An 18,562-nucleotide genomic window follows, 5' to 3' on the forward strand; every position below is an offset into this window, starting at 1 on the left:
GAAGATCCATACGCCTGTCCGTGGCTGAGTCCGCACGAAGAGGCGGGGGCGCACGACGGCTGAGGGCACTGGCCGTGCCGCTGTCCGTGCTGCTGCTGGCCGAGGTCGGTGTGACGGTCGGCACCGCGGTCGCCGACGGCACGCAGGGCAGGAAGGTGGCCGACGCCGCTCAGGCGCCCGCGCGCGACAAGGCCGCCGAGGCCCCGGACGAAGTGTCGGCCCGTGTCGCCGCCGCTGCCCAGGAGCGTCAGATCGAGGTTCTCGGCGCACGGACCGAGAACACCACACTCTGGGCCAACCCCGACGGCACCATGACGCAGGAGACCCACGCCGGACCGGTCCGGTTCCGCGAGGGCACGACCTGGTCCGCCATCGACGTCGACCTGGAGAAGGCCGAGGACGGTTCGGTGCGGGCCAAGAGCCACCCCCGCGGCCTTGAGCTCGCCGGGCGCACCGGCGCCGCCGGCGGCGACCTGGTCACGCTCGGCGGCGGAGCGCACCAGGTCAGCCTGGGCTGGGAGGGCGCGCTGCCCGACCCCGTCCTCAAGGGCAACAAGGCCACCTATGTGAACGTCCGGCCCGCCACCGACCTGGTGGTCGAGGCGACGCGGACCGGGTTCGAGCAGTATCTGGTGGTCAAGGACCGATCGGCGGCCGACGCGGCGGCCCGTATCACTCTCCCGCTCTCGGCGGAGGGACTGAACACCACGCAGAACGCGGACAGCTCCGTCACGTTCACCGACACCAGGACCAAGAAGACCGTGGGCAGGCTCCCTGCCCCGGTGATGTGGGACGCCTCCCGCAACAAGCAGGGGCTCGCGGCGACCAACCGCGCCCCTGTGGGCCTGAAGGTCGCGGGGCAGGGCGAGGACCTGGAGCTGCGGCTGACCCCTGACCGGGAGTTCCTCGCGGACAAGGACACGCAGTTCCCGGTCACCATCGACCCTGCCGTCTTCTTCGGCACCAACTTCGACACCGCCGTACGCGACGGCGTGACCGAGGATCTCTCCGCCTCCATCGACCTGCCCGTCGGCCGTGAGTACGGCAAGCAGGCGGCACGCTCCTTCGTGCACTTCCCGAGGAACTTCGTCGTCTCGGGCAAGGAGATCCTCAACGCGGAGCTGAACCTCTACGCGGTCTGGTCCGACTCCTGCGAGCCGAGGTCATGGGAGCTCTGGGACACCGGGCTCACCTCCGCCTCCACCCGCTGGAGCAACCAGCCCGCCTGGCGCTCGAAGGCCGCGACCTCCACAGAGACCCTCGGCCACTCCCCGGCCTGCGGCTCCCAGTGGATCCAGACCGATGTCACCGGCCTGGTGAAGGAATGGGCCGTGGCGGACCGTGCGGAGAACGCCATCGGCATCCGCGCCACCGACGAGGCCGACACCAAGGCGTACAAGATCTTCGCCTCCGGCGACGCGCCGAGCAACGGACCGTCGATGCTGGTCACCTACGAGGTCCCGGCCGACCCCGTCCAGGACCACGTCACCTACTGGAACGACGTGCTGCAGGCGACCTACCGTCAGATCGGCGGCGCTCCGGGGCCGCTGGCCCGGGCCGGCGCGATGATGCACGGCGCGATCTACGACGCCGCGAACTCCGCGCAGTGCGCCCAGGGCTCCACGAAGTGCCTGGGGGACGCCTACCTCGTCAAGGTCGCCTCGTCCGGTGAACTGCCGGACATCAACAGCGCCATCGACCACGCGGCGTTCGACGTGCTGCGGTCGGTGTACCCGCAGCGCAACTTCGACGAGGATCTCGCGAAGGCTCGCGCCACCATCCCGGCCGGGGTCACCGGCGCCCAGCGTGCGGCCGGCACCTCCGTCGGCCAGCAGGCCGCGGCGGCCATGATCCAGGACCGGCAGAGCGACGGTGCCACCAGTAACACCTCGTACACGCCCAGCACGGCCCCCGGCCAGTGGCGGCCCACGGGAAGCGGCAACGCCGAGACCCCGGGCTGGGGCCTGCTCAAGCCGTTCGGCATGGCATCCGGTTCCCAGTTCCGTCCGAAGAGCCTCGCCACGCTCGCCGGCAGCTCCGAGGTACTGCGGAGCGCGGAGTACGCCAAGCAGGTCAACCAGGTGAAGTCCCTCGGCAAATCCGACTCGACCCAGCGCACGGCCGACCAGACGCAGGCGGCTCTCTTCTGGGCCAACGACCTGGACGGCACCTACAAGCCCCCGGGCCAGCTCTTCGAGTTCACCCAGACCGTGTCGCGGGACCGCGGGCTGTCCGTCACCGCGAACGCCAAGCTGTTCGCACTGACCGCCTTCGCCATGGCGGATGCGAGCATCGTCGCCTGGGACGCCAAGTACCGGACCGACCTGGACCTGTGGCGTCCGGAGTCCGCGATCCGGCTCGACGGGGACGGCAACGCGGCCACCACGGTCGATCCCAACTGGCAGCCGCTGTCGCAGAACCACCAGGGCAATCACTTCTCCCCGGCCTTCCCCGCCTACGTCTCGGGGCACGCCACCTTCGGCGGCGCGTGGGCGAAGGCGATGGAGCAGTGGTTCGCCACCGACGACATCACCTTCACCGGTACCACCAATGACCCGCACGCCACCGGTGTGACGCGCACCTTCAGCAGCTTCTCGGCGGCGGCGAACGAGAACGCCGTCGCCCGTGTGTGGCTGGGTGTGCACTACGACTGGGACGGCACCGAGGGTGTCACCTCCGGCGCCGACGCCGCCGCCTACGTCGCGGCGAACGAGATGAAGAACAACACGTCAGCCACCTGGGTCGCCTACGAGACGCTGAAGAACCTCGGCGGTTGTGACGCGCTGGGCAAGAAACTGGTCGCCGAGCACCGCTGGTCCACCTACCGGTGCGAGCGGGTCACCACGGCGAACACCGACCACGCGCTCTCCGTCAAGTAGCCCGCCCACCTCCAGGAAGAGACAGAAGCGATGCGTCTGTTGAACAAGAACTCCGGTACGTGGTCACGGGCCGCGATCGCCCTGACGGCCGCCCTGGTCGTCGGAGCGGTGGCCGCTCCCTTCTCCATGGCCGACCCCAAGCCGGAGAGCACCCGGGCAGCGCCCGCCGGCGACCCCGACCTGCTCCTCGCGACCCCCGGGGTGCCGCGGATCTCGGACAACGCCTACTCGGGCTTCCAGTTCTGCGGCATCCCGGACAACCCGCCGCGGGTCACTACCGACAGTCCGAGTCTGGCCGCCACCCTCGAATCGGTGACGCCCCCCGGATCCGTCGATAGGCCCGACGCGGACCGGCCGGGCCGGAAGGTCGTGTTCGAGGTGACCGGGACGGACGGCAGTCCGGTGCTCACCAAGAAGGCCACCACCAAGGCCAGTCACACCGCTGTCTACCAGTTCCCCCAGGGCAGGCTCGGCAACGGCGACTACCGCTGGAGGGTGCGGGTCCAGGACGGCCCCGCCACTTCGCAGTGGACCGCGTGGTGTGACTTCTCCGTGCGACTGACGGACTAGCACCAGCGCTCAGCACCATGGACGCCTGACATCCGCAGGGCCCCGGGAGACTTCCCGGGGCCCTGCGCATATCGGGCCCACGCGCGCCGTGACCGCGTGTGCGCGGGCGGAGAACGGGCTGAGGACACGTCAGCGTCACTGCCACCCGCTCTTGTTCGTCGCCCTTTGATTGACAACCCCGCGGTCTACGGCAAATATGCCTCGTGAGCCCGACCCCCAGGGTGTTCCGGGTGTTTCCCCTCCCCGGTGGCACGTCGTGCGATGCCACACGTGCGTCCTGGAGCCGATCTTTCAGCCGGGCTCGCCCCCTGCGACACACCGGAAAATAAGGAAACCCATGCTGCACAGCTTCACCCGGCGCGTGCCGGTGTCCATAGCCCTGGCTCTCGGGGCGGCGGTCGCGGCTACCGGCACCGCCGCTGCCACCGACGGCGGCAGCGGATGGCGTGACAAGGACGCCTCCGGCTACACCCAGCCCCGGACGCTGCCGGGCGGTGTCGACCCGGCCGAGACCAAGTGCGCCTTTCTGTCGGACGGCAAGCCGTGGACGGCCCAGCAGGGTCTGGCCGCCATCACGCCCGCGGCCGACGGCACCATCAGCCTCCAGGTGCGGGGGGACGGCGGGGGCTGCACCGTCTCACTGGCCTCCTACCTCGCGCACGGCCCGACGTTCGCGAAGTCGGGGCAGCAGGTGCTCGTCGGCTTCGACACCGTCAGCGTCGCGGACGGAGCATCCGACACGCTCACCATCCCCGTCCCCGACGCGGGCTGCTTCGCCCAGATCGACCTGTACAAGGGCAGCACCCGTTACGACGGCCAGGAGGGCGAAGGCCACGGCCCGGCTCCCAAGGGGCCGGACGGCGCGGTCATCGGTGACAAGCTGATCGCCGCGTGGAACGGGCCCGAGGGCGGCAAGGACTGCGTCACGGAGCCGTCTCCGGACCCGGTTTCGCCGTCCCCCAGCCAGAGCACGTCCACGCCGCCGTCCCCCGGGACGACGCCGTCCGACACCCCCTCCGACACCCCCTCGGACACCCCCTCGGGCACGCCGTCCGACACGCCTTCGAGCACACCGTCCGCGTCGGACGAGCCCGCCCCCACGCCGACGGCCTCCGAGTCGCAGCCCGCGACCGCGGGTGGTTCCGGCGACCTCGCCGAGACCGGCAGCAGCAACAACACCGTCGCCATCGCGGGCGGCGCTGTCGCCCTGCTCCTGGCCGGTGGCGGCGTGCTGTTCGCCATGCGCCGCCGCAGCGCCCACCGCAACGGCTGACGCGGTCCGCTCCCCCTGGTTCCTCTGCCTCGATGAACGGCTCCGGCCGCCCGTCGAGGCAGAGGGCCGTCAGACCTGGCTGTTCCGCTCCGCCGTGGCCTGCGCACCGGTGAGGTAGGCGGAGACGACCACGTTCGCCGTGTAGGAGCGGGTTTCGTGGTCGTACGTTCCGCCGCAGGTGATCAGCCGCAGCTCGGCCCGGCCGTCCTCGCGGGGTCCGTACGCCTTCTGCGCGTCGAAGCGTGTCCGGGTGACGAGCTGGACGTCGTCCACGGTGAACTCCGCGACGCTGCCGTCGGCCCGGGTGACCTCGATCCGGGCGCCCGGCTTCACCGCGCTGAGCCCGTAGAAGACCGCCGGCTTGGTGTCGGTGTCGACGTGGCCGACGAACAGGGCCGCGCCCTTCGCGCCGGGCTGGGTGCCGTCGCCGTACCAGCCGGCGGTCTTCGGCATGCCGTACGGGGGCGGGTCGATGGCCCCGTCCCGGTCGAGGCCGCGGGTGATGACGGGGGCCGAGATCCCCACGGAGGGGACCTCGACGCGTTCGGGGGCCGCCCCGTCGAGCGGGTCGTGGGCCGGGGGCAGCTCCGCCCCGAGGGGGCGGCCGACCGCGGCCACATCGCCGGTGGTGGGCCCCGACAGGCCGCCGAGCCCGCCGCCGGCCTCCCGGCCCCAGATCCACAGGCCTAGCAGCAGCACGGCCCAGGTCACTCCGGTGAGCAGTCGCCCGTTGCCTGCCGGGCGGTCCGGGGCTCCCATGTCAGCTGCCGGCCGGGTCACGGCGCCGGCGCGAGGTGCGCAGGGCGACGGCGACGGCCGCGACGGCGGCGAGCACCAGACCGATCACCGCGTGCCGGGTGCCGGGGCCCTCGGCCTCGGTGGACCGTTCGGCGAGGGTGACGGCGCCTCCGCCGCCCGCCTTGACGGGTGCGGCGGGCGAGGGGCGGTGGTGGTGGACGACGGTGAGGGTGCCGGTCGCCTTCCCCCGGCCGTCCTTGCACGTCACCCGGACGTCGTAGGAGCGGGGTTCGGCGTCGTCCCGGATCCGGGCCTCGGCGAAGAGGCCCTGGTCGTCGGCGGGGCGGAAGCGGGCCTCCGAGGAGAAGGCGTCGGAGTTGCCGGTCGCCTCGCGGCCCTTGCCGCAGACATCGACCCACAGCTCCACCTTCCCGCCGGGGGCGATGGTGGACGGGGTGACCGAGACGGTGCCGGTGCGCCGGTCGTCGTCACCGGCCGGGGCGGCCGGGGATGCCAGGGCGGCGGGTGCGGGCACGGCTATGAGCGCGGCCGCCGCTGCGGCACAGAACGTGAGGGGCAGTGAACGCATCGTGAACCTCCTACGGGAAGGTTCACGCCCGCGGCGGCGGCCCGCATCCGCAGTCCTCCATTCGGGCGACGTCAGGGCGACGGTGCCGACGACGGTGCGGAGGACGGTTCGGACGATCGCGGATGCGGCCCGCGCAGGTCAGCGCCGGTCCGGCTACGCGGCCCCGTCCGCCTTGCCCGCCTGCTGCTTCCCCTGGTCCACCTGGTCCGGCAGGTCGATGAGGTCCACCAGGTCGGCGATGGACTCGACGACGTGCGAGGGGCCGTACGGGTAGCGGTCGATGTCCGCGACGGACGTCAGCCCGGTGAGGACGAGGAAGGTCTGCATGCCCGCTTCCAGGCCCGCGAGGACGTCGGTGTCCATCCGGTCGCCGATCATGGCGCTGGTCTCGGAGTGCGCGCCGATGGCGTTGAGGCCGGTCCGCATCATCAGGGGGTTCGGCTTGCCCGCGAAGTACGGGTCCTTGCCGGTGGCCTTGGTGATGAGGGCGGCGACCGAGCCGGTGGCGGGCAGCGGGCCCTCGGCGGACGGTCCGGTCTCGTCGGGGTTGGTGCAGATGAAGCGGGCGCCCGCGTTGATCAGCCGGATCGCCTTGGTGAGCGCCTCGAAGCTGTACGTCCGGGTCTCGCCGAGCACCACGTAGTCCGGGTCGTGGTCGGTGAGGACGTACCCGATGTCGTGCAGGGCGGTGGTGAGACCGGCCTCGCCGATGACGTACGCCGTGCCGCCGGGGCGCTGGTCGTCGAGGAACTGGGCGGTGGCGAGCGCGGAGGTCCAGATGTTCTCCACGGGCACGTCCAGGCCCATGCGCTTCAGCCGGGCGTGCAGATCGCGCGCGGTGTAGATGGAGTTGTTGGTGAGGACGAGGAAGGGCAGCCCGGAATCCCGCAGCCGCTTGATGAAGGCATCGGCACCGGGGATGGGGGTGCCCTCGTGGATGAGGACGCCGTCCATGTCGGTGAGCCAGGATGAGATGGGCTTGCGCTCTGCCATGTGTCGGGACTCCTGCCGTACGCACTGCGTGCTGGGGGTGCCCGGACCACGCCGTCCCGGCACCCCCAGCATAATTAGCCGGTGGTGACCTTGACCCCGTCGATCACCCAGTACCAGTTGTTGCTGCCGGTGTAGTGGAACCGGAAGCTCACGTTGGCGGCCCCGGACGGGACGTCCAGGGTGAGCGACTGGGGCTGGGAGATCACGTCGGACGTGTAGCGCTTCACCTCGACGGGCGTGCCGCCGTTCCAGGAGGCGAGGACGCGGGCGCTCTGGCCGCCCTCCTGCCGGTAGAGGGTGGTGAGGCCGAGGGTGACGGTGGACTTGCCGCCGACCGCGTACGCCGGGGTGACGAGCGTGGAGTCGAACGGGCCCGACGAGGCCTTGTCGGCCCACTCGTCGGAGTCGGCGACCGCGAAGATCCCGCGCGAGCGGACGTTCAGCTCGCGCGACTGGTCGCGCTGGCCGCGGCTCCAGAACTCGTCGGTGGCGAAGGACCAGCCGCGCCACTCGGCCACTCCTCCGGTGCCCATCGCGGAGTTCACGACGGACCAGCCGCTGGGCGCGGTGTGGGTCCAGCCGAGGACGCCGGCCGGGATGCCGGTCTCGTCGACGCGGGCGGAGAGGGCCGGGTACAGGGCCTCGAACGGGTCGGTGGAGCGCTGCTGGACCGGCTTGCCGTCCAGGCCCCAGGCGGGGTCGGGTGTGATGCCGAGCTGGTGGAAGACGGTGGCGGCGACGTCGACGAGGCGGGTGTCGGCGGGGCGGGCGCCGGCCGCGATGCCGGGGCCCTGGGCGAGGACGAAGGTGCGTCGCTCCTCGATCGCGCTGCCGCCGTGGCCGCCGGAGTCGGTGTGGCCGTGGTCGGTGGTGACGATGACGGTCCACCGCTCGGTGGCGTAGGAGGGGCGGGCCCTGATCGCGGTCAGGAGGCGGCCGAGGTAGCCGTCCTGGACGTCGATCGCGGCGCGGTACGCGGCGCTGGCGGCACCGGAGTTGTGGCCGGCGATGTCGGTCTGGCCGAAGTAGACGAAGAGGACGTCCGGGTTCTGGTTCCGGAGGATCGACTCGGTCTCGGCGGCGATGGTGGCGTCGTGGCCGGTGTAGCCGTCACGGTCGCCGTCGAGGACGAGCTTGGCGTCGGCGCCCGGGGTGACCGTGCCCTGGGCGTCCAGGGGCTTCCAGTCGACGGCGGCGTAGGTGGAGAGCTGGGGGCGGACCTGGGCGAGGCGGGCGAGGAAGCCGGGGTACTTCCCGTAGTTCTTCCCGGCGAAGGAGTTGTCCTTGACGCCGTGCTTGTCGGGCCAGACGCCGGTGGAGATGGTCGACCAGCCGGGGCCGGAGGAGGTGGCGGCCATCGGGTCGGCGTACAGCAGCGAGGTGCCGTACGTCCCGTTCGCCATCATCGACTTGAGGTGCGGGGCCTTGGCGGCGGCGATGACGTCGTGGCGCAGCCCGTCCATGCCGACGACGAGCACCTTGTCCTTGCTGGTGCCCTCGGGGAGGGTCGGAGCGGCATGCGCGGGAGTGGCGGTGGCGAGGGAGCCGCCGACGGCGGCGGTCGTGGCCGCGGCTGCGGTGGTGGCGAGCACGGAGCGGCGGGACAGGCAAAGGGACCGGGACACGTGATCCTCCAGGGAGAGGGCGGGTCGAACGGGGGACGCAGTACGCGAACTGCCTTCTGGACCAGACCCGTTACTTTCGCGAGACAATCGGGCCGGGTCCAGACCTTCGCAGGAATCCGTGGCGGAGAGGTGACCGGTCAGCTTCCGGTGGCCGACTTCCAGGCGTCGATGTACGTGTCCAGGTTGGCGCCGATGTCCGCCCAGTCGGGCTCGAAGATCTCCACGCCCTCCATCAGCCGGGCCAGTTCGACGGCGTTGGCGTCGGTGGCCTCGATGTCCTTGCGGGCGGCGAAGCCCCCGCCGACCGCGCTGACGTCGCGCTGGGCCTGCTCGGAGAGCATGAAGTCGAGCAGCTTCTTGCCGTTCTCGCTGTGCGGGCCCTTCGCGACGAGACCCGCCGCGTACGGCAGGGCGAAGCTGGTGGGCTTCCCGTCGCCCTTGGCGGGGAACCAGATGCCGAGGTTGGGCATGTCCTTGGACTGGGCGAAGTTCATCTGGACGTCCCCGTTGGCGGCGAGGAGTTCCCCCTTGTCGACCTTGGGGGCGAGCTTGCCGGTGGAGGCGGACGGGCCGACGTTGTTGGTCTGGAGCTTCTTCAGGTACGCCATGGCCGGCTCCTGCCCGCCGAAGTCGTGCATCGCCTTGATGAGGACGGCGGTGCCGTCGCCCGCGACGCCGGGGGTGGAGTACTGGACCTTCTCCTTGTACGACGGGTCGAGCAGGTCCTCCCAGGTCCGGGGCGGGCTCTTCAGCTCCTTCTTGTTGTGGATGAACCCGAAGTAGTTGTTGACGACGGAGGTCCACTTCCCGTCGGCCGCCCGGTCGGCGCCGTCGACCTGGTCGGCGCCCTTGGGCTCGTATGCCGTGAGGAGGCCCTTGGCGTCGGCCTGCTGGATGAAGGGCGGCAGGGTGACGAGCACGTCGGCCTGGGTGTTGGACTTCTCGCGGACGGCGCGCTGCACCATCTCGCCGGAGCCGCCCTCCACGTACTTCACCTCGATGCCGGTCTTCTTCTCGAAGTCCTTGAAGACCTTGTCGTACCAGCCGTCGCCGTTCTCGCCCTTGAGGCCGTCGGCGCTGTAGACGGTGACGGACTTCTCGTCGGAGGCGGCGGAGGAGCCGCCGCAGGCGGTGAGGGTGACGGCGGCGAGGCCGGCCAGGGGGAGGGCGAGGGCGCGGGCACGGTTGCGGCTGCGGTTGCGCATGGGGATTCTCCAGGGGTACGGGGCGGGGATCAGCGGTAGGAGGCGCGGGTCCGGATGCGGGAGACGGCGGCCAGAACGAGGAGCGTCGTCGTCATCAGGACCACGGCGAGGGCGGCGCCGGTGAAGAGCGAGCCCCGGTCGGTGGCGGCGAAGATCTGCACCGGCAGCGGGGTCCAGTCCGGCGGGTAGAGCATCATCGTGGCGCTCAACTCGCCCATGGACAGGGCGAAGCAGAGCCCGGCGGCCGAGGTGAGCGAGGGCAGCAGGAGAGGCAGCCGGATCCGCCACAGGACCCGGGCGGGGCTCGCCCCGAGGCCGGCGGCGGCCTGTTCGTGCATCGGGTCCAGACGGCGCACGGCGGCGGAGACCGACTGGTACGCGAACGCGGTGACGAGGACGGTGTGGGCGAGGATCACGATCCAGCGCGTCCCGTTGAGCAGCACGGGCGGCTGACTGTAGGCCACCAGCACCGCGAGTCCGACGACCACCGATGGCACGGCGACCGGCAGGATGAACAGGGCGTCCAGGAGCCGCTTTCCGCGCTTGCGGAGAGAGGCGGCGGCGAGAGCGGCCCAGCCGCCGAGGGTGAGCGCCAGCACGCTCGCGGCCACGGCCGTGACCAGGCTGGTGGTCAGCGCCTGGAGGGAGTCGCCGCTCGTCGCGGCGGAGTAGCGCTCGACGGTGGGTCCGGAGGGGAAGGCGCCGGACCAGTTCGTGGCGAGGGACGCGGCGAGGATGACGAGCAGGGGGACCGCGAACAGCGGGACGAAGAGGAGGAGGAAGACGGCCCAGGTGGCCCACTTCCCGGCCCGGCTATGCACCAGCACGACGGCTCACCACCCGGTAGAGGCTGTAGAGGCCCACGGAGATCGCGATGTTGACGACGGCGACGACGCAGGCGGCCGGGTAGTCCGACTCCAGGATCGCCTTGCTGTAGACGAGCATCGGCAGCGTCGTGACGTCCTTCGCCCCGGTGAACAGGACGATCCCGAACTCGTTGAGGCACATCACCAGGACGAGGCTGCCGCCCGCGGCGAGGGCCGGGAGCGCCTCGGGCAGGATGACCTGCCGGATGATCCGGACGGGCCCGGCGCCGAGCGAGGAGGCGACCTCCAGCTGTCCGGTGTCGAGCTGGGAGAACGCGGCGAGCAGCGGGCGCATGACGAACGGTGTGAAGTAGGTGATCTCGGCGAGCAGGACGCCCCAGGGGGTGGTCAGGAAGTGGAAGGGCCCCTCGGACGCCCCGGTGACGTCGGTCCAGAGCCCGTTGGCCATCCCGACGGATCCGTAGATGAACAGCAGGGCCAGGGTGATGAGGAAGGACGGGAAGGAGAGGAACACGTCGATGAACCGGGCGACCGCCTTCCCGCCGGGGAACGGGACGAACGCGATGATCAGCGCGAGGACGAACCCGAGGACGAGGCAGCCCACGGTCGAGCCGACGGCGAGCCACACGGTGGTGGTGAGCGCGTCGCGGAAGACCTCGGAGGCGAAGACGTCGGCGTACGGGTCGAGCGAGACGCCGCCCTCGTCGGGGGTGACGGACTGCTGGACGATGAGGGCCAGCGGGTAGAGGAACGCGAGCGCGAGGACGGCGACGGGCGGCAGCGCCCAGACCCAGGTGGGGACGGAGCGGGACCGTGCGGGGGCGGGGCCGGGCGCGGCGGGGGTGGCCGGTCCGGCGGGGGTGCGGGGCACGGCGGCGGTGGCAGTGCCGGTGGCGGCGACAGTGCCGGTCATGGGCCGACCCCCGCCGGGTCGGCCGCCCCCGCCTGGTCGCCCGCCCCCGCCTGGTCGCCCGCCCCCGCTGGGAGCAGCACCGCGTCCTCGGCCGCGAAGTGCAGGGTGACCGGGTCGCCGATGGCCGGGGGCTCGCGCAGTTCGCGGAGGTCGGCCATGAGGCGGTGGCCGTCGACGTCGGCGTGGACACGGTGGGTGGAGCCGCGCCACTGGACCTCGGTGACGCTGCCGGTGAGCGCGTTGGGCCCGTCTCCGAGGCCGACCAGGTGCGGCCGGACGCAGAGGGTCGCGGTGGCTCCGGGGGCGGCGGGGCCGGTGGGGGCGGCGAGCCCGTGTCCGCCGAATGCGACGGCTCCTTCACCGGTGACGGTGACCGGGAGAAGGTTGGCGTTGCCGACGAACGAGGCGGTGAACTCGGTGCGCGGGCGGCGGTACAGCTCCTGGGGGGTGCCGCAGTCCTGGAGCCGGGCCCGGTCCATGACGGCGATCCGGTCGGCGAGGGTGAGGGCCTCGACCTGGTCGTGGGTGACGTACAGGATCGATACGTCCGGCAACTCCCGGTGCAGCCGCGCGAGTTCGGCGAGCATGCCGGAGCGGAGCCGGGCGTCGAGGGCGGAGAGCGGTTCGTCGAGGAGCAGGACGCCGGGGCGGATGGCGAGCGCGCGGGCGATGGCGACGCGCTGCTGCTGGCCGCCGGAGAGCTCGCGCGGATGGCGCTCGGCGTACGCGGCCATGCCGACGAGTTCGAGCGCCTCGGTGACCCGGCCGGGGATGTCGGCCTTCGGGGTGCGGTGGGCCTTGAGCCCGAAGGCCACGTTGTCCTTGACCTTGAGGTGCGGGAAGAGGGCGTACTGCTGGACGACCATGCCGATGCCGCGCCGGTGCGGGGGCAGGGCGGTGACGTCCCGGCCGCCGAGGAACACCCGCCCGGAGGCGGGGCGGACGAACCCGGCGACGGCCCGCAGGGCGGTGGTCTTGCCCGAGCCGGACGGCCCGAGGAGGGCCATCACCTCGCCGGGTCCGACGGTGAGGTCGAGCCGGTCGAGGACGACGTTCCCGCCGTAGGCGACGGTGACGCCCTCGAAGCGGATGCCGCCGGGGGCGGCGGGGGCGGCCCGACCGGGGCCGCGCCCACCGGCGGCGGGGGCCTGGGCGGGGGCGCTCATGCCCCGGCCCGGGCAGCGGCGGCGGGCAGCCCGGCCGCCTCGGCGCGCGCGACGAGGTCGGGCAGCTCGGCGACGGACCCGAGCACGTGGGTCGCGCCGTGCCGGGCCAGCTGGTCCTTGTCGTGGGCGCCGGTGAGGACCCCGGCGACGATCCCGGCGCCGGAGCGTACGCCGCTGAGCATGTCGTACGAGGTGTCGCCGGCCACCACGGTCCGCCGGACGTCCTCCACGGCTCCGGTGCGCAGGAAGGCGGCCAGCACCATGTCCGGGAACGGCCGGCCCCGGCCGCCCGCGTCGGCGGGGCAGAGGGTGAGCGGGACGAGGTCCTGCCAGCCGAGGGCGGCGAGGATGGCGTCCTGGGTGGTGCGGGCGAACCCGGTGGTCAGGACGACGGTGCGGCCCTCGGACGCGAGCCGCTCGACGGCCTCGCGGGCGCCGGGGAGCGGGGCGATGCGGCCGCCGTCGACGAGTTCGCCGTACGCCTCCTCGAAGGCGATGTTGGCCTGCTGAGCCCTGTCCTCGCCGCCGTCGCCGTCCTCGTCCTCGCCCTCGGCGGCGAAGAGGTGCCGGAAGACGGTGATCTTGGATTCGCCCATGGTGGCGCGTACGTAGGCGAGTTGGCGGGCGTGTTCGTCGGATCCGGGGCGCACGCCGAGGCGTTGGGCGGCTGCGGAGAAGGCCTGCTCGACGAGGCCGTCGTCGGCGACGGTGGTGCCGGCCATGTCGAGGACGACGAGGCGGTAGGGGTCGCGTGTGCTGTCGGTCGGGGAAGTCATGTGTTTCACCAGCCCAGTTGGTCGGCGGTCGTTTCGGCGATGGCGGGCGAGCACGTCATGCCGCGCCCGCCGGGCCCGGTGACGAGCCAGACCCCGTCGGACACCTGCTGCCGGTGGACGACGCGTGAGGTGTCGGTGCACTGGGCGTAGACGCCCGCCCAGCGGTGGCGGACGCGCGGCAGGGGGCGGCCGAGGAAGGCCTCGACGACCCGGGTGAGGTGCTCGTAGGGCTCCTCGACGGTGTCGAAGGCGAAGGGGTGCCCGTACTCGTGGGTGTCGCCGATGGTCAGCCCGCCGTCGCGGCGCTGCACCATGAGGAGCTGCATGCGGTGCTCGGCGGCGACCGGGTCCTGGGCCTGTCCGGCGTTGAGGGCGTCGAGCGCCTCGCCCCGGTAGGCGGGGTAGTAGCGGAAGCTGTCGGCGTCGGCGACGGAGGTGGTGAGCGGTTCGCCGAGCGGGTCGGTCTGCATCATCTGGAGGCGGACGCGGCGCACGGGCAGCTCGGGCCCGGCGAGCTCCCGGACCAGCCCGCCGAGCCAGGCGCCGGTCGCGAGGATCACGGCGTCACCGGTGTGGACGTCGCCGTGGTCGTCGCGCACGGAGGCGGTCCCCACGACGTCACGCACCTCACGGCCGGCGAGGTAGGTGTACCGGCCGGAGGCCAGCAGGTTTTCCTTCAAGGCGAGTTGGGCGGTGCGCGGTTCGACCGCCGCGTCCCGCTCGCACCACAGGGCGGCGGTGAACGCTCCGCGCAGCGCCGGGTTGATCGCCCGGGCCTCGTCGGCGGTGAGCAGCTTGTAGCCGCGCGCCGCCGCGTCGGGCCGGGCGACGGCCGCCTCGGCGACGGCGATCTCGCGTCCGGTGCGCAGCGGGGTGAGCGAACCGCAGGCCCGGAAGCCGACTCCGGGCACCCGCTCCCCGACGGCCTCCCACAGCTCGCGGGCGCGCAGGGCGGTCTCCAGCTCCTCGCCGCCGGCCCGGCCGCTGACCCATATCTGTCCGAAATTGCGGAGCGATGCCCCGCGCGCCTCGCTCTCGCGCTCGATCTGTACGACCTCGTGGCCGCGGCTGACTGCGTGCCAGGCGTGCATGGCTCCCACCACGCCGGCTCCTACGACGATGACTCTCACGACGGCCACGCTCCTCGGGACGGGTGTCCCGCACGCGTCCGTTCACCGACGGGACGGTGAACGACCCCGCAAGTTTGGACCAGACCCATTATCTTTCCGTGACGTGAATGGGTCTCGGCCCGTGTGGTGAAGCAGGCGACGGTCCCTCTCAGCTCCGCTCCTCGCCTCGCAGACGGGTGGAGAAGGAGAAGCGGTCGCCCCGGAACAGGGTCCGCACGCGCTCCAGCGGCCGGCCGTCGGCGTCCCGGGAGAGCCGGTGGATCAGGAGCATCGGCAGGGCGGGCGGGGTCCCGATGAGCAGGGCCTCGCGGGGGGTGGCGAGCACGGTCTCGATCCGCTCGTCGGCGTCGCCGAAGGCGATTCCGAGGCGGTCGCGCAGGTAGGCGTAGAAGGAGGAGTCCGGGTCGAACTCCGTGTCCAGGTCCGGGACGCGGGCGACACCGACGTACGTGCTCTCCAGGCCGACGCGCTCGTCGTCGGCGAGCAGCACCCGCTCCAGGTGCCAGACCGGCTCGCCCCGCTCGACCGCGATCTCGGCGGCGAGCGCCTCGGGGCAGGGGAAACGGTCCAGGCCGATCAGGTGACGGCCGGGCCGACGGCCCTGGCGGCGGACGCCCTCGGTGTAGCTGGCCAGCGAGAGCGGCTGCTCCAGCTTGGGTCCGGCGACGACCGTGCCGCGCCCCTGCCGCCGCAGCCGCCCTTCGAGGAGGAGTTCGCGCAGGGCCTGGCGGACGGTCTCGCGCGCGACCTCGTGCCGCTGGGCGAGTTCCCGCTCGGTGGGCAGGAGCCCGCCCTCGCCCAACTCGTCCAGCAGCACCGCGATACGGGCCTTGACCGCGTAGTACTTCGGGATACGGCCGTGCTCGGGGATGCCGGAGCGGATCGGTGCGCCAGGTGCCTGGTCGTTCGGGTAGTCCACGGCCCGATGGTTGCAGACGCGGGTGAACGGGCGGCGCTACGGGCTCCGTTCCGGCCCCCGCCGGGGCGGCCCCGCACCACGGAACGTACGGCGACAGCCGGTCAGTCCGTGGCGCGGCGGGCCCGGCGGGCATGCCGCAGCAGGGCGGCCCCGCCGAGCAGGAGCACCCCGGCGGCGACCCCGGCCCAGGCCGGTGACTCCGGTCCGGTGCGTGCGAGTTCGGGGAGCGGGCGGCCGAGGCCGTCGCGGGGCGGGCGCCCGGGGTGGTCCTCGTCGGCGCCCCTGCCCTCCTCCCCGGCTCCGGGGCGGGTCGGCGGCCGGGGGCCGGGGTCGCGGTCCGGGGACGGGTCCCGACCGGTGCCGGGGCCCGTGCGGGTGCCGTCACCCGCCTCGGTACGGGGGCCGTCGCCCGGGTCCGTGCGGGCGTCGTCGCCCGGGTCGGCGCGGGTGCCGTCGCCCGGGTCGGCGCGCTCCGGGTCGGCGGGTTCCGGAGAGGGACGTTCCAGGCCGGGGCGCTCCGAGCGCGGGCTCTCCGGCTGCGGGCTCTCCGGCCGCGGGCGCTCGGGCCGGGGCTGTTCCGGTTCGCGGATGCCGCCCGTGGCGCCGTCGACGATCACGAAGGGGTAGTCCTCCAACTCCCCCACCCATTCGCCGTCCTCGCGCCCGCCGCCCTTGGCCTTGTCCTGGTGGCGGCGCTGGACGACGGCGGCGTGGGCGGTGACCGGGCCGGGGGCGGTGTCGGAGGTGAAGGCCATCCGGACGCGGACGGAGACGGTCGCGCCGGCGGGAACGGTGAACCCGCGGAAAGCGTCACCGGAGCCATCGGCATCAGCATCGGAGCCGGTGCCCGTGCCCGCGTCCGTGTCTTCCGTGCCCGTGCCCGCGTCCGTGTCTTCCGTGTCCGTGTCTTCCGTGTCCGTGTCTTCCGTGTCCGTGTCTTCCGTGTCCGTGTCTTCCGTGTCCGTGTCTTCCGTGTCCGTGCGACTGGATGTCCCCGCCCCGCCCCCTTCCCCGCCCTCCGCCTTCTCGCGCCGATCGTCCGGCTCGCCGCCGAAGACGCCGATCTGCTCGTCGCGGTCGGTGCTCTCCCAGGTGACCCGGTGTTCGATCCCGGGGCGGCCGGGCTCGGAGAACTCCAGCTGGATCTGGTCCGACGTCAGCCTGCGGTCGCGGTCGGCGAGGACGAGGACCGGGTGCAGGGCCCGGCAGGGCGTGTCGGTGGTGTTGGTGAGGTCGAGGAACCAGGTGCCATAGCCGCCGCCGGAGGCGTATCTGTCCGGGGCGTCCTGGATCCGGGTCTCGATGGGGAAGTCCTTGGCCTCCGGGTCGCCGCAGACGGGCTGCTGGTCGGCGGCCAGGGAGGCCGGGGCGGGCGCGGCCGTCAGGGCGGCGGCCTGCGGACCGCCCAGGAGCGCGGCGGGCACGGTGATCCCGGCGGCCAGCCCGAGGGCGGCGAGCGCACGGGCATCGCGCAGCCGTGCGCAGGAGGTGGGGGGCATGGGGGTCACCCTTCGCTGCTCGCGGACGACCGGGGCGGGGGCCTCGGTGGTGGCCTCCGACGCCACCACGCGCGCGCGGACTCAGAGAGTCGACATGCCGACTTGATTCATAGGATCACCCGACTGCACCTCCGTCTCGTTCCTTTCCTTGCTCCCCCGCCTCGTCACCCCACTCGACTCCCCCGCCCTGCTCCCCCGCCTCGCCCCCCTCACCCGACCCCCCTGCCGCTCCCCCGCCTCGTCCCGTCACCCGACTCCCCTGCCCGGCTCCCCGGCCCGCTGCCGGACTCCGTGCCCGACCCGCGCCCCACCCGTCCGAACACCGGCGCGAGCACCAGCTGCGCCGCGCCCTCCGCGACCGGCCGGTCACCGCCCCGGGCGACCGTGACGGTCACGCCCGCGCCCGCCCCGCCCCGCGCCGCCCGCTCCTCGATCACGGCCCGGACGCCCCGTACGTACGCGTCCTCGTCGGCCGCCACCGTTCTGCCGCCCAGGACCACCCGGTCGACGCCGAGCAGGCCGACCAGGTTCGCCGCGCCCGTGCCCAGGACCCGGGCGGCCTCCCCCCGGTCGCCGCGCGCCTCGGCGGCCAGGCACAGCGCCTCGATGCAGCCGCGCCCGCCGCAGCCGCAGAGCGGGCCGTCCAACTGGAGGGTCTGGTGGCCAAATTCGCCCGCCTCCGTCCGCGCGCCCCGGTGCACCTCGCCGCCGAGGACCAGGCCCGCGCCGAGCCCCGTACCGAGGTGGAGGTAGGCGAAGTCGCCGCCCGGCTCGTCGAGCGACAGGGCCAGGGCGAGGGCGGCGGCGTTGGTGTCCTTGTCCAGCACCACCGGCAGCCCGGTCCGTTCGGCCAGGGCGGTGCGCAGCGGATACCCGTCCCACTGCGGGAATCCGGTGACCCGGCGCAGCACCCCGTCCCGGTGGTCCAGCGGGCCGGGCACGGCGACGCCGACGCCGAGCACCGGTTTGCGCGGTTCGGCCGCGCACAGGTCCCGTACCGCGTCCGCCGCGTCCGCGAGGACCCGGTCCGCCGGAGCCCCGAGGTCGAGCGGCGCGCGGGTGACCGCGACCGGCCGGCCCGCGAGGTCGACCAGGACGGCGGTGAGCCCGTCGCGGTCCAGGTGCAGCCCGACGGCGAACTGCGCGTCGGGGACGAGCCGCAGCACGGTGCGCGGCTTGCCGCCGGTGGAGGGGCGCAGGCCCGCGCCGGCGGCGAGCCCGTCGTCCCGCAGCCGGGTGGTGATCTTGCTGACGGCCTGCGGGGTGAGGCCGGTGCCTTCGGCCAGCTCCAGCCTGCTGATCCCCTCCGCCCCGGCGGCCCGCAGCAGGTCCAGCACCAGCGCGGCGTTGTGGTGGCGCAGGGCCGGCAGGTTCACCCCGGCCTGGGCCTTCGTGCGGGTCCCGTTCACGGTTCGATCCTCTTCACCGCCCCATTGTGCCGGTCGCTTGCACTTTGGCAA

Annotated in this window: 16 protein-coding genes; 3 read left to right on the plus strand and 13 right to left on the minus strand. The window is 73.0% G+C overall.

Features of this window, described 5'->3' with window-relative positions:
• Positions 1–74: 74 nt before the first annotated feature.
• From ACH4KB_RS35420 to ACH4KB_RS35430, 3 genes are all read left to right on the plus strand, one after another.
• Complete coding sequence (locus ACH4KB_RS35420) at positions 75–2,879, plus strand: DNRLRE domain-containing protein (protein ID WP_398070792.1); 2,805 nt, start codon at positions 75–77, stop codon at positions 2,877–2,879.
• Positions 2,880–2,909: 30 nt separating this feature from the next.
• Positions 2,910–3,449 (plus strand): hypothetical protein, encoded by a 540-nt coding sequence (locus tag ACH4KB_RS35425; protein ID WP_398070794.1) that lies wholly within the window; start codon positions 2,910–2,912, stop codon positions 3,447–3,449.
• Between the two features lie 337 nt (positions 3,450–3,786).
• A complete protein-coding gene (locus ACH4KB_RS35430) occupies positions 3,787–4,722 on the plus strand; it encodes an LAETG motif-containing sortase-dependent surface protein (RefSeq protein WP_398070796.1) in 936 nt (311 codons plus the stop codon).
• A 69-nt stretch (positions 4,723–4,791) separates the two neighbouring features.
• Here ACH4KB_RS35430 and ACH4KB_RS35435 read toward each other — a convergent pair whose 3' ends face one another.
• From ACH4KB_RS35435 to ACH4KB_RS35495, 13 genes are all read right to left on the minus strand, one after another.
• On the minus strand, positions 4,792–5,481 hold the full coding sequence (locus ACH4KB_RS35435) for a class F sortase (RefSeq protein WP_398070798.1): 690 nt from the start codon (positions 5,479–5,481) through the stop codon (positions 4,792–4,794).
• A gap of 1 nt (position 5,482) precedes the next feature.
• Positions 5,483–6,049 (minus strand): hypothetical protein, encoded by a 567-nt coding sequence (locus tag ACH4KB_RS35440; RefSeq protein WP_398070800.1) that lies wholly within the window; start codon positions 6,047–6,049, stop codon positions 5,483–5,485.
• Between the two features lie 153 nt (positions 6,050–6,202).
• Positions 6,203–7,042 (minus strand): HAD-IIA family hydrolase, encoded by an 840-nt coding sequence (locus ACH4KB_RS35445; protein ID WP_398070803.1) that lies wholly within the window; start codon positions 7,040–7,042, stop codon positions 6,203–6,205.
• Positions 7,043–7,116: 74 nt separating this feature from the next.
• Complete coding sequence (locus tag ACH4KB_RS35450; protein ID WP_398070805.1) at positions 7,117–8,667, minus strand: alkaline phosphatase family protein; 1,551 nt, start codon at positions 8,665–8,667, stop codon at positions 7,117–7,119.
• A gap of 137 nt (positions 8,668–8,804) precedes the next feature.
• Positions 8,805–9,872 (minus strand): 2-aminoethylphosphonate ABC transporter substrate-binding protein, encoded by a 1,068-nt coding sequence (locus ACH4KB_RS35455; protein WP_398070807.1) that lies wholly within the window; start codon positions 9,870–9,872, stop codon positions 8,805–8,807.
• 29 nt (positions 9,873–9,901) lie between these two features.
• Positions 9,902–10,699, minus strand: a complete 798-nt coding sequence (locus tag ACH4KB_RS35460) for an ABC transporter permease (RefSeq protein WP_398070809.1) — start codon at positions 10,697–10,699, stop codon at positions 9,902–9,904.
• A complete protein-coding gene (locus ACH4KB_RS35465; RefSeq protein WP_398070811.1) occupies positions 10,686–11,612 on the minus strand; it encodes a 2-aminoethylphosphonate ABC transporter permease subunit in 927 nt (308 codons plus the stop codon). The genes ACH4KB_RS35460 and ACH4KB_RS35465 overlap by 14 nt, the downstream gene beginning before the upstream one ends.
• Positions 11,609–12,778 carry an ABC transporter ATP-binding protein gene (locus tag ACH4KB_RS35470; RefSeq protein WP_398070812.1) on the minus strand — a complete coding sequence of 390 codons (1,170 nt, stop codon included), beginning with the start codon at positions 12,776–12,778 and terminating at the stop codon, positions 11,609–11,611. Before ACH4KB_RS35470 ends, ACH4KB_RS35465 begins: the two co-directional genes overlap by 4 nt.
• Entirely contained in the window at positions 12,775–13,554 is a 780-nt protein-coding gene (locus tag ACH4KB_RS35475) for a phosphonatase-like hydrolase (protein WP_398070814.1), read from the minus strand. Before ACH4KB_RS35475 ends, ACH4KB_RS35470 begins: the two co-directional genes overlap by 4 nt.
• A gap of 5 nt (positions 13,555–13,559) precedes the next feature.
• On the minus strand, positions 13,560–14,684 hold the full coding sequence (locus ACH4KB_RS35480) for a TIGR03364 family FAD-dependent oxidoreductase (protein ID WP_398070816.1): 1,125 nt from the start codon (positions 14,682–14,684) through the stop codon (positions 13,560–13,562).
• A gap of 148 nt (positions 14,685–14,832) precedes the next feature.
• A complete protein-coding gene (locus ACH4KB_RS35485; RefSeq protein ID WP_398070818.1) occupies positions 14,833–15,603 on the minus strand; it encodes a GntR family transcriptional regulator in 771 nt (256 codons plus the stop codon).
• A gap of 101 nt (positions 15,604–15,704) precedes the next feature.
• Positions 15,705–17,102, minus strand: a complete 1,398-nt coding sequence (locus ACH4KB_RS35490) for a peptidase (protein ID WP_398070820.1) — start codon at positions 17,100–17,102, stop codon at positions 15,705–15,707.
• Positions 17,103–17,311: 209 nt separating this feature from the next.
• A complete protein-coding gene (locus ACH4KB_RS35495; protein WP_398070822.1) occupies positions 17,312–18,511 on the minus strand; it encodes an ROK family protein in 1,200 nt (399 codons plus the stop codon).
• Positions 18,512–18,562 lie beyond the last annotated feature (51 nt).

The sequence above is a fragment of the Streptomyces sp. NPDC017520 genome, from assembly GCF_044329855.1.
GTDB lineage: Bacteria > Actinomycetota > Actinomycetes > Streptomycetales > Streptomycetaceae > Streptomyces.

What these genes read in the sequence shown, in the direction of transcription:
- ACH4KB_RS35465 (WP_398070811.1), bottom strand. Translation starts at nt 11,612, where the DNA reads ATGACCGGCACTGTCGCCGCCACCGGCACTGCCACCGCCGCCGTGCCC.
- ACH4KB_RS35455 (WP_398070807.1), bottom strand. Translation starts at nt 9,872, where the DNA reads ATGCGCAACCGCAGCCGCAACCGTGCCCGCGCCCTCGCCCTCCCCCTG.
- ACH4KB_RS35470 (WP_398070812.1), bottom strand. Translation starts at nt 12,778, where the DNA reads ATGAGCGCCCCCGCCCAGGCCCCCGCCGCCGGTGGGCGCGGCCCCGGT.
- ACH4KB_RS35440 (WP_398070800.1), bottom strand. Translation starts at nt 6,049, where the DNA reads ATGCGTTCACTGCCCCTCACGTTCTGTGCCGCAGCGGCGGCCGCGCTC.
- ACH4KB_RS35475 (WP_398070814.1), bottom strand. Translation starts at nt 13,554, where the DNA reads ATGACTTCCCCGACCGACAGCACACGCGACCCCTACCGCCTCGTCGTC.
- ACH4KB_RS35435 (WP_398070798.1), bottom strand. Translation starts at nt 5,481, where the DNA reads ATGGGAGCCCCGGACCGCCCGGCAGGCAACGGGCGACTGCTCACCGGA.
- ACH4KB_RS35425 (WP_398070794.1), top strand. Translation starts at nt 2,910, where the DNA reads ATGCGTCTGTTGAACAAGAACTCCGGTACGTGGTCACGGGCCGCGATC.
- ACH4KB_RS35490 (WP_398070820.1), bottom strand. Translation starts at nt 17,102, where the DNA reads ATGCCCCCCACCTCCTGCGCACGGCTGCGCGATGCCCGTGCGCTCGCC.
- ACH4KB_RS35430 (WP_398070796.1), top strand. Translation starts at nt 3,787, where the DNA reads ATGCTGCACAGCTTCACCCGGCGCGTGCCGGTGTCCATAGCCCTGGCT.
- ACH4KB_RS35445 (WP_398070803.1), bottom strand. Translation starts at nt 7,042, where the DNA reads ATGGCAGAGCGCAAGCCCATCTCATCCTGGCTCACCGACATGGACGGC.